General features: G+C 63.1%; 18 protein-coding genes. 4 read left to right on the top strand and 14 right to left on the bottom strand.

The window, feature by feature from the left end:
• Window positions 1–17: 17 nt before the first annotated feature.
• Entirely contained in the window at window positions 18–1,049 is a 1,032-nt protein-coding gene (locus EYV96_RS04560; protein ID WP_131150294.1) for an NAD(P)-dependent alcohol dehydrogenase, read from the bottom strand.
• 108 nt (window positions 1,050–1,157) lie between these two features.
• The gene (locus EYV96_RS04555) at window positions 1,158–1,895 is read right to left on the bottom strand and encodes an SDR family oxidoreductase (RefSeq protein WP_131150293.1); all 738 of its coding nucleotides are present in this window, start codon (window positions 1,893–1,895) and stop codon (window positions 1,158–1,160) included.
• Between the two features lie 105 nt (window positions 1,896–2,000).
• Between EYV96_RS04555 and EYV96_RS04550 the strand changes: the two genes are divergently transcribed.
• Window positions 2,001–2,909 carry a LysR family transcriptional regulator gene (locus tag EYV96_RS04550; RefSeq protein ID WP_131150292.1) on the top strand — a complete coding sequence of 303 codons (909 nt, stop codon included), beginning with the start codon at window positions 2,001–2,003 and terminating at the stop codon, window positions 2,907–2,909.
• 18 nt (window positions 2,910–2,927) lie between these two features.
• Here EYV96_RS04550 and EYV96_RS04545 read toward each other — a convergent pair whose 3' ends face one another.
• The 5 genes from EYV96_RS04545 to EYV96_RS04525 form a co-directional block, all read right to left on the bottom strand.
• Entirely contained in the window at window positions 2,928–3,521 is a 594-nt protein-coding gene (locus EYV96_RS04545) for a hypothetical protein (protein ID WP_131150291.1), read from the bottom strand.
• 138 nt (window positions 3,522–3,659) lie between these two features.
• Entirely contained in the window at window positions 3,660–4,154 is a 495-nt protein-coding gene (locus EYV96_RS04540; RefSeq protein ID WP_131150290.1) for a demethoxyubiquinone hydroxylase family protein, read from the bottom strand.
• A gap of 50 nt (window positions 4,155–4,204) precedes the next feature.
• Window positions 4,205–4,507, bottom strand: coding sequence for a hypothetical protein (locus EYV96_RS04535; protein WP_131150289.1), 303 nt, complete (start codon window positions 4,505–4,507; stop codon window positions 4,205–4,207).
• A 123-nt stretch (window positions 4,508–4,630) separates the two neighbouring features.
• Complete coding sequence (locus EYV96_RS04530; RefSeq protein WP_131150288.1) at window positions 4,631–5,170, bottom strand: DUF2059 domain-containing protein; 540 nt, start codon at window positions 5,168–5,170, stop codon at window positions 4,631–4,633.
• Between the two features lie 185 nt (window positions 5,171–5,355).
• Window positions 5,356–5,775, bottom strand: coding sequence for a DUF1801 domain-containing protein (locus tag EYV96_RS04525; protein ID WP_131150287.1), 420 nt, complete (start codon window positions 5,773–5,775; stop codon window positions 5,356–5,358).
• A gap of 313 nt (window positions 5,776–6,088) precedes the next feature.
• Here EYV96_RS04525 and EYV96_RS04520 point away from each other — a divergent pair, with 313 nt between their 5' ends.
• Complete coding sequence (locus EYV96_RS04520; protein ID WP_240732340.1) at window positions 6,089–6,703, top strand: phosphatase PAP2 family protein; 615 nt, start codon at window positions 6,089–6,091, stop codon at window positions 6,701–6,703.
• 5 nt (window positions 6,704–6,708) lie between these two features.
• On the opposite strand, the gene EYV96_RS04515 is transcribed toward EYV96_RS04520, so the two are convergent.
• From EYV96_RS04515 to EYV96_RS04485, 7 genes are all read right to left on the bottom strand, one after another.
• Window positions 6,709–7,995 (bottom strand): S8 family serine peptidase, encoded by a 1,287-nt coding sequence (locus EYV96_RS04515; RefSeq protein ID WP_131150285.1) that lies wholly within the window; start codon window positions 7,993–7,995, stop codon window positions 6,709–6,711.
• Window positions 7,992–8,615: an anti-sigma factor family protein gene (locus tag EYV96_RS04510; protein ID WP_131150284.1), complete on the bottom strand. Its 624-nt coding sequence runs from the start codon at window positions 8,613–8,615 to the stop codon at window positions 7,992–7,994. The genes EYV96_RS04515 and EYV96_RS04510 overlap by 4 nt, the downstream gene beginning before the upstream one ends.
• On the bottom strand, window positions 8,612–9,196 hold the full coding sequence (locus tag EYV96_RS04505; RefSeq protein WP_131150283.1) for an RNA polymerase sigma factor: 585 nt from the start codon (window positions 9,194–9,196) through the stop codon (window positions 8,612–8,614). Before EYV96_RS04505 ends, EYV96_RS04510 begins: the two co-directional genes overlap by 4 nt.
• 64 nt (window positions 9,197–9,260) lie before the next feature.
• Complete coding sequence (locus tag EYV96_RS04500) at window positions 9,261–9,980, bottom strand: TorF family putative porin (RefSeq protein ID WP_165488590.1); 720 nt, start codon at window positions 9,978–9,980, stop codon at window positions 9,261–9,263.
• Between the two features lie 196 nt (window positions 9,981–10,176).
• Entirely contained in the window at window positions 10,177–10,554 is a 378-nt protein-coding gene (locus tag EYV96_RS04495) for a c-type cytochrome (protein WP_425478695.1), read from the bottom strand.
• A gap of 16 nt (window positions 10,555–10,570) precedes the next feature.
• Window positions 10,571–11,926, bottom strand: a complete 1,356-nt coding sequence (locus tag EYV96_RS04490; protein ID WP_131150281.1) for a cytochrome C — start codon at window positions 11,924–11,926, stop codon at window positions 10,571–10,573.
• 19 nt (window positions 11,927–11,945) lie between these two features.
• Window positions 11,946–12,557 (bottom strand): cytochrome b, encoded by a 612-nt coding sequence (locus tag EYV96_RS04485; protein ID WP_131150280.1) that lies wholly within the window; start codon window positions 12,555–12,557, stop codon window positions 11,946–11,948.
• 208 nt (window positions 12,558–12,765) lie between these two features.
• On the opposite strand from EYV96_RS04485, the gene EYV96_RS04480 reads away from it, so the two are divergent.
• Together EYV96_RS04480 and EYV96_RS04475 are read left to right on the top strand one after the other, a co-directional pair.
• Window positions 12,766–13,203 (top strand): sugar 3,4-ketoisomerase, encoded by a 438-nt coding sequence (locus EYV96_RS04480; RefSeq protein ID WP_131150279.1) that lies wholly within the window; start codon window positions 12,766–12,768, stop codon window positions 13,201–13,203.
• Window positions 13,188–13,853 (top strand): acetyltransferase, encoded by a 666-nt coding sequence (locus EYV96_RS04475; protein WP_131150278.1) that lies wholly within the window; start codon window positions 13,188–13,190, stop codon window positions 13,851–13,853. Before EYV96_RS04480 ends, EYV96_RS04475 begins: the two co-directional genes overlap by 16 nt.
• The last annotated feature ends 2 nt before the right edge of the window (window positions 13,854–13,855 follow it).

Raw genomic sequence — 13,855 nt, 5'->3', positions numbered from 1 at the left:
GACACCCGGGCGCCTGATCAGGGAATCAGTACGGCGCGCCCCTTGATTTTGCCATCGCGGAGTCGCTGATAAACCTCCGGTGCCTTCTCCAGCGGGAATTTCTCCACCAGCGGATGAATGCGGCCGCTCGATGCAAGGGCAATCACTTCCATCAGCTCCGTGCGCGACCCCCAGTAAGGCACCATCACGGATGTGCCATACGGCGGGTTGTTGGCGGCGTAGTGCAGGGTGCCGCCGCCCAGGCCGATCACCGTGATCCGGCTATGGCGACCGACAATTTTCGTACACAGGTCGACAGTTGGCTGGGCGCCGACGAAATCCAGCGCCAGCACGGCGCCGCGCGCGCCGGTGAGCTTGCGAATCGCTTCAGCGGCCTCTTCGCCGTTTCGCGTGTTGACGGTGTGCTTCACCCCCAGTTCGCGCGCGTGTTCGAGTTTCCCGTCGTCGATGTCCCCGGCGATGATCGTGGCTGAGCTCAGGGCCTGCAGGATTTGCACCGCCATGTGCCCCAGTCCGCCGATGCCGATCACCACGACGTGGGTGTCAGGCGTGAGTATCGGCAGGGCTTGTTTGATGGCGTGATAGGGCGTCAGTGCGGCATCGCTCAACGGCGCGGCAATCGCGGGATCGAGCTTGCCCAGTGGCACCAGCAGTCGCGACGAAGGCACCAGCATGAACTCTGCCATGCCACCGTCCGAACCCAGGCCACCACCCATGGTGGGTAGCGACGCGTGGTTCTCGCAGTAGTTCTCCGCGGATGTCTGGCAGGTGTGGCAGCGTCCGCAGCCCCAGGGGCCGTAGACAGCCACGGGATCGCCTTCCTTCCATCCCGTTATGCCATCGCCAAGTCCGGCGATCCAGCCTGCATTCTCATGACCCAGGGTGAAGGGACCCTTCAAGCCAAGCTCTTCATCCATGACATGCAGGTCGGAGTGACAGACGCCTGCGCCGCCAATCTTGATCAGCACTTCGCCTGGACCGGGTGTGGGTTTCGGGAGATCCACAACTTCGGCAGGCTTGCCGACACCGACGAATCGTATGGCTTTCATGGTGAGTTCCATGTTGCTTCTGGGGAAGTGCCTAACGTGCGCGATGCATGGTCAGTGCGAAGTGAACGGAAAGCGTCGAGACGCGGACATGTCGTCGCATGATGTTGATCAGGCGAATCCACCATTGACGCGAAGCACCTGCGCGTTGACCCATGCACCATCGGCCCCTGCGAGAAAAGACACGGCAGCGGCGATGTCTTCCGGTGTGCCCAATCGCTCCAGCGGCGCCTGTTCGGCGATGCGGGCAATGAGGTCTTCGCTCTTGCCTTTGAGGAAGAGTTCAGTGGCGACGGGGCCGGGCGCAATCGCGTTGACGGTGATGTTGCGTCCGCGCAACTCGTTGGCGAGCACCTTGACCATGCCTTCCACGCCGGCCTTGCTGGCGATATAAGGTCCGTACGACGGAAGGGATTTGGCGATCACGCTTGTCGACAGTGCAATGATCCTTCCGCCGTCCGAAACCGAACGGGCCGCATGACCCAGCACCAGGAATGCGCCCCTGAGGTTGGTGGCGATCACCTGGTCAAGTGCATCCACATGATCGGGATCGATCGTCGCCATGGGCATGATGCCTGCGCTGTTGACGACGACGTCGATGCGTCCGTGCGTACGCATCACTGCGTCGAACAGTCGCGCAACATCATCCGCGTTACCGACGTCGCCTTGTACGGCCGTGGCCGTGCCGCCGGCGGCGCGGATCAGCGCGAGACTTTCGTCGGCCGCTTCGGCGTGCCCGGCGTAGTGAATGACCACAACGAAGCCGTCGGCCGCCAGGCGCAGGGCGATGGCGCGGCCGATACCGCGGGAGCCGCCAGTCACGATGGCGGTGCGTGAAGCAGTGTTCATGGCAAATCCTTCAGCGGGGAGAAGGTGTCTATCGTGCTTGTTGCGATCTTTTGAATAAACGCGCTAAATCGGACAAGACTATTCAGAATGGGCGAACAATTGCGTATGGACCGCTTCGACGCCTTGCAGCTTTTCGTCCGGATCGTGGAGCAGGGAAGCTTCACCCGGGCCGCCATGTCCCTGGACATGCCGCGCGCCACCGCGACCCTGGCCATCAAAGAGCTGGAGGCGAGGCTTGGCACGCGGCTGCTGGAGCGCACCACGCGCAGCGTCCGCCCCACGCTGGATGGCGAGGCTTTCTATCTCCGCTGCCAGTACCTGTTGTCCGAACTGGACGAAGCCGAAGCGTCCCTGCGGCAAAGTCTCGATGATCCCGCCGGTACGCTGCGCGTCGACGTACATGGCACGCATGGTTCGCGCATAGTCATGCCGCGCATCGGCGAGTTCCATGCGCGCTACCCGCGCATCACCCTGAAGCTTTCCGCGGGCGATCGCCTGGTGGACCCGGTGCGCGAAGGCGTCGATTGCGTCATTCGCGCCGGAGAACCGCGGGACTCCAGCCTGGTCGCGCGACGCCTTGCAGTCATGCCTGAAGTCATCTGTGCCAGTCCGGATTACCTTGCTCGCATGGGCCAGCCAGCCACGCCGGCGGATCTGGGGTCCCACGTGGCGGTGGGTTTCTTCGCCTCCGACAGCGACGCGGGCTATCCCTTCGAGTTAGTCGTCGATGGCGAAGTGAAGACCTGGCGCCTCGCCCAGTGGCTGACGGTCAATGACGCGGAAAACTACGTCAGCGCGGCGCGCAGTGGCGCGGGTTTGATCCAGCTGCCGCGATATCACGTCGAAGACGAACTAGTGCGAGGGGAACTGGTTGAAGTGCTCGCGACGTGGGATAGCCCCGGCGTCCCGGTATCGGCGATGTATCCGCAGCATCGCCAGCTGGCACCGCGCGTGCGCGTTTTTATCGACTGGGTGGCGGCTGTCTATCGCGAACGGTTCGGCGAGCTTCCTTAGTTCCAGGGCATGGCCGGTTTAGCGCGACAACTCGCAGATCCAGTTCACCTCCCAGCTTTTTCCGCCATCCGGCGAGAACGACTGCTCCATGCGCGCCGACGTGGGCGAGATGTTGTGCCACATCCAGCGCACCAGCACGATGCGCCCGTTCCAGGTTTGCTGGTTGTAGAACTCGCCCCGGTCGCCGTGGAACTGGCCCACGACCGGCGCCTGCAGTTCGCCCTTGTCCAGATCCAGGCCGTAGATGCTCCACTGATGCGTGTCAGGGTTGTACATGCGCAAGGTCTGCGCCCTGATGTGCAGTTTCTTGTCGGGACTGGTGACATCGAACTGCTCGAAATTGGCGTTGGTATCGATCAGCTTGTGATGATTGGAAATGCCGTCGTACTCGTTCCACACCGTCGAATGATTCAGTCGGTCCGGCAAGCGGCGAACATGCGCCTTCCAGTCGCCAATCAGGAAGTCGAAGTCGTGCGAACCATCGCGCGCGGGCTTCTCGAAGGCCGCGGCGGCATCCTGGCGTGGGTTTTCGGCAAGTGTTGTGCGTGGTGCCAGCGTGGCGCACGCCGCGCAAAGAAAGATGGCCAGGGCAGCCTGTGGTTTCGTGAACACAGCAACCTCCTTGAGACCGGATGGGCTGCGGGACGATAGCACGGGGGCTTTGGAGGCAGTGCACGTCGAACATACGCGAAGGAATGCAAGGATCAGGTCGGTGGCGACTTCAGTCCGGGGCGTATGGCTACCGGGAGGTCAGCGTCGCATGCCCAGCCAGATGACACATTCCGTTGAGGCGGCAACGACGGGGTAAATCATTCGAAACCATGCGCTTTGCTTGGCCACCTGCGTCAGCGCCTGGTCGTGATGCAGGCGTTCCTCTTCGACGATGGATGATATAGCCCTTAAGGCGTCATCATCCACGCCCAACAGATGACGTTGCTGCTCTTCAAGATGGCGCAAGACCACGCTTTCAACCGCAGCCGTGGTGGCGGCAATGGCGGATGGTCCGAGCAGACCCGTCACGACCCCAAGAACCCATCCCCCGATGCCGCACAGTGCGTAGCTTCGGCATCGGCGCTGGCCGCGGCGCTGCAGTTCAGCGGCGAAGATCGCACGATGCCTGCGCTCGTGTTCACGGAACTCAGTCAGTTCACTGACCAGGTGAGGTGCACGAACACGCGCCACCCCGATCTGACCGGTATAGATGCAGATAGCGCCAAACTCGCCGGCGTGATCGACTTTCAGCATGCGCGTTCCGGGCATGCCCGGATGCATCATGTCCGTGGACGGGCGAGTCTTCACCTGCGGTCAAGATCCGGCCGTGCCAGCACCCAGAAGGTCATGGCCGTCAGGCCTCCCATGACCCCCAGGATGCCGGCGAAGATCAGGTTGTCACGCAGGATGCTCCGGGCGAATCCGATCCACGCCAGCATGCCGCCGAGGCATCCGGCGATCGTGTAATGCCACCACTTCACCCGATGAATCCACTTGAGCAGGGCGTGCGTGGGCAGGCCCACGATCACTGCCACCGGGTAAGTGATGACGATCGTGACGACGAAGCCGAAGGCATCGGGTGCTCCCGAGAAAACGGAAGCGACCATCACGACAAAGCCGGGAGCCAGGGGTGCGACCAGGAGCCCAAGGCATGCCTTGAGCGCAACGATGACGAACCCTGGGCGTGGGGCCTCAGCAGGAGGTGATGGAGCGTCCATGTGCAATCGAGCTCATCCCTGCTTGCTGGCGTCCTTGGACTTTCGATAGGCGGTGAGTTCTTTCACCATGTTTTCGTTGATCTGTTGCAGTTGCGGCACGATGCCCTTGACCTTGGATTCGCCCATGGCCATGGATTGCTGGACCACCAGCGGCATTTTCTCGATCACGGCTTTGCCGGAAGGCGTCAGATAGAAGGCCGTCAGGTCGTCGACTTCCTTCTGGGTAAAGGTTTTCTTGTAGATGTCGGTCAGCGACGGCTCAAGCTCCTTCCAGGCGACCTGCTTCGTCAGCAGGTCGGTCAGTTGCGTGACCGAGCGGGTGACGATCTCTTGCTCCTTGGGATCCAGATCACCATTCCCGTTGCCTAGCGCCTGCTTGGCCGAGCGCAACATGACCTCGCGCATCTGGGCCATGATGTTTTCCGACATCTTCTGCGCCTGCGTGACTTCCATCAGCTTGTGGATGGATGCATCGCTGGGGGGCGCATCGGCGCTCCAGGCGGGAAGGGCGATCAAAGCAAGCGACATCACCAACGCAAAACGCACTTTCATGAAGTTCCCCCGTGACACGATGAATGCATCGGGTAAGTCCGGGCAGGACGCGCGCCGCAATGCGACCCCAGCAAAAGGTCACGGCGGCGATCTGCCCGGGGTACCCCTGCGGCCTGGCGCGTGAAACCACATGCGGCTGGCCAATGACGCATCCTACTCCAGGTGCGTTGCAGCGGCGGAAGGCGTCAGGGGGTCGGCTTTCGAGTGGTCTTCGTCGGCGCCCGGAGCCGGGCATTTTTCTTCAGATTCGCCAGATTGAATGCGATGGCTGCCTTGACGAGACGCTTGAGCGCCGCAGCATCGAGCTTGTCGTCTTCATGTATGTCGATCGCGCGCCAGGTGCTGCCGCCCAGTCCGTTGTTGAATAGCTTGTCGGGGTCGGGGAGTTTTGCCCCGTGTGAAAAGGTGACCTTCACCTTGTCCTTGTGTGCATTCGCCACGGCGATCATGCCGTCACGCGACCATGCCGGACTTCCCCTCCATTTCCATTCTTCGATGATCGCCTTGTCGGCGGCGAGCATGGCCTTGCGCACGGCGGCAAGCGTTTTGCCGCGCCAGTCGTCCATGTTTCCAATGTAATGGTCGATGTGTTCCGAGGCGTCCATGGATGTCGGTTCCTGAGCGGTGCAGACCGGCAGGAGCGGAGCTTCGTGTCGATGCGTGCCGTGACGAAGTCGCGCTCATGCAGCAGAAGGTGATGGGGTTTGGTACCGACCCTGAAGCCGGTTGGCGGAGAGTGCATATACGTTTGATGGAACACCGGTGTCAATCGGTGCTGCAATCGAGACGCTTTTGCATTACGCCGCGCCACCTTTCAAGAAGCCTAATCCGGCGATAAGTCGCTTATAAGTTGCCGGGCGTAGCGTCGCTGCTGTTGGAATGCACCCGCGCATTCCCGGGATGACTGCGATGCGAACCATGCACGTTGCATTCGCGGCCCTGTGCCTGCTGTTGCCTGGCTGGGCGGCGGCGGGCGGAGGACCGTTTGGTATCGATCACATGGTGCATTACGACGACAGCGGCATCTGGAAACGCAGCAATCAGCAGATCCTGTTGTACGGCACCATCATTGGCATCGGCGCCAGCGCCGTCTGGTATGGCGAAGACGACACGTTTGGCAACACCGCCTGGCGATCAGTTGACGCGATGGCCGTGTCCGCCGCCAGCGCGCAGCTATTGAAATGGACCTTCCAGCGTGAGCGTCCCTCGCAGACCACCGATCCGAACAAGTTCTTCCAGGGATGGCACGCGCAGAGTTTTCCCAGCGGCGAGGTGGCCACCATCACGGCCGCGGTGACCCCCTTCATGGTCACGTACGGCCATGACCATCCGTCGGTCTACCTGTTGACCCTGCTTCCCCTCTATGACGCCGTGGCGCGCGTGAAGACGCACGGTCACTGGCAGAGCGACGTGCTGGTTGGCGCGGCACTGGGTGCGGGTGTGGGCATCTGGGCGAGCCGGCGCGATTCACCCTGGATCGTGAGTTTCCTGCCCAAGGGCGTGCAGGTCGGGTACGTGCACAAGTGGGATTGAGGCGCCTAGCGACCGGCCATGTTCGCGGCGCGCAACACGGACAGCGAGCCGGCCGCGTCGACCTGGTTGTTTCCGTTGACCGGTTTGCTGCCTTGCTGCAGCAAGTCGCGGATATGTCGCGCGTCCAGCTGCGGTGAAATGGCGAGCAGCAGGGCAGCAATGCCACTCACGTGGGCAGCGGCCATCGACGATCCCGACGTGAAGTCGTAGCCACCGCCAGGCTGCGTGGTCAGGATGTCCTTGCCCGGCGCGCTGACGACGCCCGCGGGTGCCGGGGTGGCCGTGGACGTGCGCACCACGATGACGCCCGGATCACCACTGGGAAAACCTTCCAGCGAGCCATCGGGAGGCAGCGCCGCGATGACGATGCGACGCTGGTTGAGCAGGGCCTGCAACAGTTGCTTGAGCAGTGGATCGGAGGGGCCGCCCAGACTCAGGTTGACGATTCGCGCATCCGTATCCAGTACGGCGGCGAGGGCCTTGGCAAGCGTGAATGAATTGCAGCGTGCGATGCCTGGTGCGTCCGGCGCGTACCAGCAGGCCTTGTAGACCGAAACCCGCGAGCGAGGCGCGATTCCGACGATTCCAAGATGGTTGTCCCCGATCGCCGCAATGACGCCGGCCACTTCGGTTCCGTGGCGATCAGCCTCGAAACGTGCTGCATTGCCGTCGACTTCGTTGGCCCCCGCTTCAACACGCCCCTTGAGATCCGGATGCGTCACATCGGCGCCCGTGTCGATGACGGCGACGCGGACGCTGTCGCCCTGGCTAATGCCATGGGCCTGCGCGGCATCGGTCTCGACGAATCCACGCTGCAGCTCGGCATACGGATCGTTGTAGCGATGGGCGGCCTGTGGCGCGTCGCTGTAGACGGCGTAGTCCTGCAGGGGCTGCGCCAATGCCACGCGCGGGTCGTTGCCCAGGCTGGCGAGCAGCGCGTCGCGTGACACGCCGGCGGGTGGCTCCAGCACGACGCAGTAAAGATCGAGCGCCTTGATGGACCATCCGGTGACTTCACGCAGACCGTAGTGCTGCTTGAGTTCGTCCAGCTGGGAAACGGCGCGCTGGCCTGCACCGTATCCTTGACCTGACGAGTAGCCGAGCAGGTTGGAGCCTGCGTGAAGCGACGGCGGATCCACCGGATTGCGCACCGCAAGGATAATGTCGCGCGTGCTGTCCATGTGCATGCTTTGTGACGCGTTCGCATTCTGTTGGCCGCGAACGGCCGTCGTGCTCGCGCAGGAACTCAGTGCGAGGGTGACCAGCAAGGCGGACAGCAGGCGAAGGGTCATGGCGTTAGCGCAGGCTCGGCCAGGCGAATGCCCTTGGTGGCGCGCAGGCTGGCCACGTCGGCGGGCCGGCCATTCGTCGGCGCGAGCGTATAGGCACCCACGTCGTTGGGGCCGGCAATGATCTGGAGGTGTTGCTGTTGCAGCAGCGCATTCCAGTCCGCGAGCGTCATCCCGGTTTCGGGCACGACGTGGATGGCTCCGGCCTGGGTGGTGACGACGGGGTCGCTCAAGGTGCGGAAGTTTCCCGGCGCAGAAGGTTCGCTCCACAGTCGCATGCCCAGGGCGCCGATGCCAATGGCTTGCATGACCACGGCGGCCGCCAGGGCGCGCGTGATCCACCCCGTGCGCCGCGTCGCCGGCAGACTCTCCGCCTGCGGCGCATCCAGGCGCGCCATGAGCCGGCGCAGGCCTGCATGGACATCGACGGGCACGTCCGACGGCAAGGACATGGCCTGGCGCAGCCGCGACTGCTGCGCGAACTCGGCGCGGCAGTCTTCGCATTGCGCCATGTGTTCCATCAGCCACTGGTCCTGGTCCTCGGACGCGACGTCCTGCAGTACCCAGGGCATGGCTTCCCAGGCGCGGGCACAGTCCCTGTCGTTGTGCGTCGAGTACTTCATGGGATGCTCGCTTGTTGCGTGGGGGATTCGCCGGCCAGGCCGGGCAGCACATTGCGGAGTTTGACGCGGGCGTGGAACAGGCGGGCCTTCACGGTGCCAACCGGGCACTGCATGATGACCGCGACGTCGTCCAGCGAGTGGCCCACGCCGTAAACCAGTTCCACCACCACCCGCTGGTCGGTGGACAGGCGATCCAGACCCTTGCTGAGCCAGTCGCGCAACTCCCGATCCTCTCCCGGGTCATGCGACGGAAGCAGGTCCTCTGGCAGCGCATCATCATCCACGGGCTCGTCGCCGTGCTGTCGCAGCGCTTTCAGTCCGCAGCGATAGGCGATGCCGATGATCCAGGTGGAGACGCGGGAATCGCCGTGGAAGGTGCCCGCCTTTTGCCAGGCAATCCAGAAGCAGTCGTTGATGACTTCCTCGATGATGTCCGGTCGCCGGGTCAGTCGCGACAAAAACCTGCAAAGGCGGCCGTGATAGCTGCGGTAGAGCACTTCCAGGGCCGTGCGCTCCCCTGACGCCATGCGCTGGAGCAGCATGCGATCGGTGGTATCGGCGTCGAAGTCGGCGTCAGTCATGGCTTTGCTCGAGCAAGCATGGGTTTCACGTGAGTGCCGTGCCAAAGCGATTAGGTTGCCGCCGTCAAAAGCTCCAGGACACCGTGCCCAGCCAGGGCGAAGCCGCCAGGTCGCCCAGTTGGCGCCGCATGTCCGGGTCGATCATGATCCGATCCAGCGCCACCCGCCACGAACCGTGCGTCCAGGCCAGGCCGAGGTGCCCGTAAGCGTAGGCGTGGATGCTGTCATGCCCGTAATAGCCGGGGCCGCCATCGCCATGGCCGTAGTCGCCGTATGCATGACTTTGGCTGTGAGCGTAGGTGCGATAACGCGTGGCGAGGCTTTCCGAGTACCCGGCGCTGGCGGTCAGGGAAAAGCGCCAGGGAAGCGGCCAGCGGAACCCGACGTCACCGGCCCAGCGGATGCTGCTGTCGCCCGATGCGAAGGTGCGCATGGCGGATATGCCGACACTGAGCGTATCCCGATACTGGGCGGTCACGCCCAGTTCGGCGCGATCGTAGGCGGGCAGGCTTGCCGCGCCGGGATAGTCGTAATAAGAGAGCCCGCCCTGGATCTGCCAGTCCGGGTCCAGCGTCCAGCGATGGGACACTTGCGCCAGGATCTGCGCGACGCGACTGGGCGCACGCACTTCCGTGGCCGCCGATGCACCCGCGGACCACCCACTTGCCGTGTTCCACGACAGGGCTCCCTGGAGCATGGGCGTTTCCGGCGACATCGCCAGGCCACGGTCAACCAGCTGCGAATCAAGGGATACCGCACCGTGCCAGATCGCACTCTGTGCCATCAGTGGTCCCCAGGGGATGCATCCGCCGGCAGCCAGGGCGGCTGCGACGACGAACCGTCGCCACGCGTGTGGCGCCACCACTCCCGCCCGGGCCTGTCCCGTGCGAACCGGATGGTCATCCTGACACCGCGACGCATCCATCATCGGTCCAGGTCACGTCGCGAAGACCTTGCGGTGCACCCTGTCATTCGTCCCCTTAATGCAGTGTGGCGAGATAAGCGATGAGGTCGTCCAGCTGCCCGGCGTCGTCCAGTCCAGGGTATTTCATCCGCGTCCCCGGGTTCGCCTGCCTGGCTGGCTGCGATAGGTAGCCATGCAGTTTGTCTTCTGTCCAGACCCACGGTGCCTGCTTGAGCGCATCGGTGTAGTTGTAGTCGGGCAGGGAGCCCGCATGCCGACCCACGATACCGAACAGGCTGGGCCCCTTCTTGTTGCGGCCCTCTTTGGGGCTGTGGCACTCGGCGCACTCGGACTTGAAGACGTTCGCACCGGCTTGCGGATCACCGGCGCGGGCGGGCGCAGCAGCGACGAGCCAGATCAGGATGGCAGGCAGCAGGCCATGCGCAAGCTTCACGAACCAACCCTCCCGGTCAGAACGCGAGACTTACGATCAGCGAGAACTGATCCAGGTCGTGCGCGTTGGTCACCGGGGAGGTCGAACCGGGTGGCACCCCAAAGATGTTCGAGCTGCGTCCATTGAACTTGCTGAAGCGGAACCAGGTGGCGGCGATCTTGAGATTGGCTTTGGTGGTCCATGAATCGTCCTTTCCGAACGGTGCCCAGAACAGGCTGTAGAGGTCGCTGGTCGTATCCGGATTGCCGAAGGGCGGGTAACGCACGGGGTCATGCGAGCCAGTGCTGACCAGATGCACCCAGTTCACTCCATAGGACTGCCTGAAGGTGTAGGTCAGCGACAGTGTGCGATCACGCGCGCTGCCGTGCGGCAGCCCCGAAAGTGCACCAACGACCGGTGTACTTCCGTACTGACGCTTCTCGTAGATGTTCACGTAGCTGATCTGCGCGATGTGCTCGCGATTGCCCAGGAACTGATAAGTGAGGTCGTATCCCAGGTCAGTGATGTCATCGCCCGCCGCACTGCGTGGCAACTTGCGCGTGGTATCGAGCGTGACGATGCCAATCGAGACGAACTGTCGCTTGAGGTCCTTCATCCAGGCCAGTCGGAGGTAGCTCGTACCGCTCAGCTTGCCGGGGTCGCCGTTGGGGTTGTAGCCAAGGTCATCCTGCACCGAGGGCTGCATCGATGAATAGGTGCCCAATTCGGCATACCACTGCGCATCGTAGAAACCGTAAGCCGTGGCACCCAGTACGCGATTGGCCAGCGCGTGTGCGCTCGATGGATTGAGCAGGGTTCCCGATACCGCCGGCGGGCCGAGGCTGGCCGCATTGGGCAACGCGCCGATCGCATCCTGGAAGCCCGGGCTGTTGTTGACGCTGACGCCGAACATGGCGTCTTTCTTACCCAGGTTCAGATCCTTGGCAACGAAACGCAGATCGAGATTGCTGAGCTTGGTGTTGTAGTTGTTGTGGCCATCGTTGTCGGTTTCGACTTTGGCGAAGCCACCGAAATGATCGTTGAGACGACCGGCGATGAAGATGTCCGCCTCGGTCAGCCGGGTCGAACTGTCCCCACGCTCAGGCACAGCGTGGGTGCCGATGAGTTGCGCGGCCAGCGGGATCTTCAGTCCCTGGCCATCGGTATCGGTGTAGCCGTTGAGCTTGAAGCGCATGCCATAAGGCGTCAGTGCCGGCCCGTACGCGCCGGCATGACAATCCGCGCAGGCCGATCCGGTCTGTCGCGCGTAGGCGGGAATGGCATCCGCCGGCAGGCTCACCAACAGCCCGCATAAGCCGCCCAGCAGCAACATCCCTGCGCTGCAGGCGAGCACCGTCCGGCGGCGCTGGCGGGAAGACGTCGTGTTCAACATGAAGACTCCTTGGCTTCGGTCACGGTGCCCGTCGGCCGGCCGGCCACATCGCGCGAAGGACCCGGTCGCGGCGAAAAAAGTGATGCCACAGCGCAGCCGCGATGTGCATCACGATCAGGCTGAGCAGCACCCAGGCCACGTCCGCATGCCAGATCGCCAGGCGATCGGCCAGGTCCTCATCGGGCGCCACCAGATAGGGAAGGCTGAAGCCGAACAGATGGGGAGGCTTGTCGGCGGCGCTGCTCATGGCCCAGCCGATGACGGGTTGCGCGAGCAGCAGTAGATACATGGCGGCATGCGTCGCGGAGGCCGCCAGGTGCTGGAGCCTCGGCATGCGCGCGGTCGGTGGAAGGCGGCCGAGCCTGAAGCGATAGCCGAGGCGACAAACCGTGAGCACCAGGATCGAAAGACCGCAATCCCGATGCGCATCGAGCAGCCACTGGCGCACGGCGCGACCATCCAGCAGTTCCCTCGTCAGGATGCAGGTCAGGCCAATGACGAGTATCAGAAAAGTCAACCAGTGCAGCACGATCAGCATCATGGGCCGATGCAACGCGAGGGCAGGGACGCTGGCATCTGCGCCAATGGGCGATGACGCGTCGTTCGACGTCGCATGGGTCTGCCACTGCATGTCCTGGCCTCTCTGCCCCAATCGGGCTCCCTCGCCGTCGCAAGCGCGCGGGAGCCTGGAAACGTAACGGGAATGAGTGCAGCCAACGGTGGGAAAGGTTGCCCGATGGCCCGGCGCACGACGCCATCGAACCGCACGCAACCTTTGCCGGAAGCGGCGGCACTCAGATGAAACGGTCGTCGACGCGGATTCCTCTACGGCACGGATCATGGACATCGAACGCGTTCAACTTCAGTCCCACGGCGACCACGGTGGCATGCTGGTATCGCTTGAAACCGATCGCAATGTTCCCTTTCCGATCCGCCGCGTCTATTACATCTTCGGCACGCAGCAGGGCATCCATCGGGGATGCCACGCGCATCGCCATCTCAATCAGCTGGCCATCGCCGTTCGCGGCTCGGTGAAGATACTGCTCGACGATGGAAACGGCGCGCGCGAGGTCCTCCTCGACCAGCCATCGAGCGGATTGTTCATGGGCAGCATGGTCTGGCGTGAACTCTATGATTTCAGCGACGACTGCGTGCTGATGGTGCTGGCCGACCAGCCTTATGATCCGACGGACTATATCCGCGATTACGCCCAATTCCTGGGCGAACTCAGCGACCGGACCTACCTGGAGGGTGTGGTGGCATGTCCCGGCCGCTGATCCTGATCGGTGCGGGCGAGATGGCGCAGATTGCCTGCGAATACTTCGAGCACGACAGTGACTACGACGTCGTGGCCTTCTCGGTAGAATCCCCATACCTCACGTCCCCCGATCTCGCGGGCCGTCCCGTCCTTGCTTATGAGCGCCTGGCTGACATTCATCCCCCGGGCACGGTCGACCTCTTCGTCGCCATACCCGCCAGCCAGTTGAATCGCCTGCGCACGCGCTTCTACCTTGACGGCAAGGCGCGCGGCTATCGCTTCGCCACGTACATCAGCTCCCGGGCGTTCGTCTGGCGCAATGCCGAGGTCGGCGAGAACAGCTTTGTTTTCGAGAACAACGTCGTGCAGCCCTTCGTGCACATCGGCAACAACTGCATCCTTTGGAGCGGCAATCACGTCGGTCACCGAACGGTGATTCGTGACAATGTCTTCGTGGCCTCCCATGCCGTGATATCCGGCTATTGCGATATCGGCTCGAGCAGCTTCATCGGCGTGAACGCCACCTTCAACGACGGTATCAAGGTCGGCGAAGACAACGTCATAGGAGCGGGGGCGCTGGTGACGAAGCATACGGAGCCCGGGCGGGTTTACGTTGGTTCGCCCGCACAGGCCATTCCCAACCGCTCCAGTTTCGATGTAAGGCTTTGAGG

The organism is Dyella terrae (assembly GCF_004322705.1).
In the GTDB taxonomy this organism is placed as follows: Bacteria; Pseudomonadota; Gammaproteobacteria; order Xanthomonadales; family Rhodanobacteraceae; genus Dyella_D; species Dyella_D terrae.
The sequence above is the reverse complement of the archived record's forward strand: the minus strand, read 5'-3'. Positions and strand labels throughout refer to the sequence as shown.

Bases quoted from the DNA above. Each gene is read 5' to 3' on its own strand.
- EYV96_RS04560 (WP_131150294.1), bottom strand. From the start codon at position 1,049: ATGAAAGCCATACGATTCGTCGGTGTCGGCAAGCCTGCCGAAGTTGTG.
- EYV96_RS04555 (WP_131150293.1), bottom strand. From the start codon at position 1,895: ATGAACACTGCTTCACGCACCGCCATCGTGACTGGCGGCTCCCGCGGT.
- EYV96_RS04550 (WP_131150292.1), top strand. From the start codon at position 2,001: ATGGACCGCTTCGACGCCTTGCAGCTTTTCGTCCGGATCGTGGAGCAG.
- EYV96_RS04540 (WP_131150290.1), bottom strand. From the start codon at position 4,154: ATGCTGAAAGTCGATCACGCCGGCGAGTTTGGCGCTATCTGCATCTAT.
- EYV96_RS04535 (WP_131150289.1), bottom strand. From the start codon at position 4,507: ATGGTCGCTTCCGTTTTCTCGGGAGCACCCGATGCCTTCGGCTTCGTC.
- EYV96_RS04530 (WP_131150288.1), bottom strand. From the start codon at position 5,170: ATGAAAGTGCGTTTTGCGTTGGTGATGTCGCTTGCTTTGATCGCCCTT.
- EYV96_RS04525 (WP_131150287.1), bottom strand. From the start codon at position 5,775: ATGGACGCCTCGGAACACATCGACCATTACATTGGAAACATGGACGAC.
- EYV96_RS04520 (WP_240732340.1), top strand. From the start codon at position 6,089: ATGCACGTTGCATTCGCGGCCCTGTGCCTGCTGTTGCCTGGCTGGGCG.
- EYV96_RS04515 (WP_131150285.1), bottom strand. From the start codon at position 7,995: ATGACCCTTCGCCTGCTGTCCGCCTTGCTGGTCACCCTCGCACTGAGT.
- EYV96_RS04510 (WP_131150284.1), bottom strand. From the start codon at position 8,615: ATGAAGTACTCGACGCACAACGACAGGGACTGTGCCCGCGCCTGGGAA.
- EYV96_RS04505 (WP_131150283.1), bottom strand. From the start codon at position 9,196: ATGACTGACGCCGACTTCGACGCCGATACCACCGATCGCATGCTGCTC.
- EYV96_RS04500 (WP_165488590.1), bottom strand. From the start codon at position 9,980: ATGGCACAGAGTGCGATCTGGCACGGTGCGGTATCCCTTGATTCGCAG.
- EYV96_RS04490 (WP_131150281.1), bottom strand. From the start codon at position 11,926: ATGTTGAACACGACGTCTTCCCGCCAGCGCCGCCGGACGGTGCTCGCC.
- EYV96_RS04485 (WP_131150280.1), bottom strand. From the start codon at position 12,557: ATGCAGTGGCAGACCCATGCGACGTCGAACGACGCGTCATCGCCCATT.
- EYV96_RS04480 (WP_131150279.1), top strand. From the start codon at position 12,766: ATGGACATCGAACGCGTTCAACTTCAGTCCCACGGCGACCACGGTGGC.
- EYV96_RS04475 (WP_131150278.1), top strand. From the start codon at position 13,188: ATGTCCCGGCCGCTGATCCTGATCGGTGCGGGCGAGATGGCGCAGATT.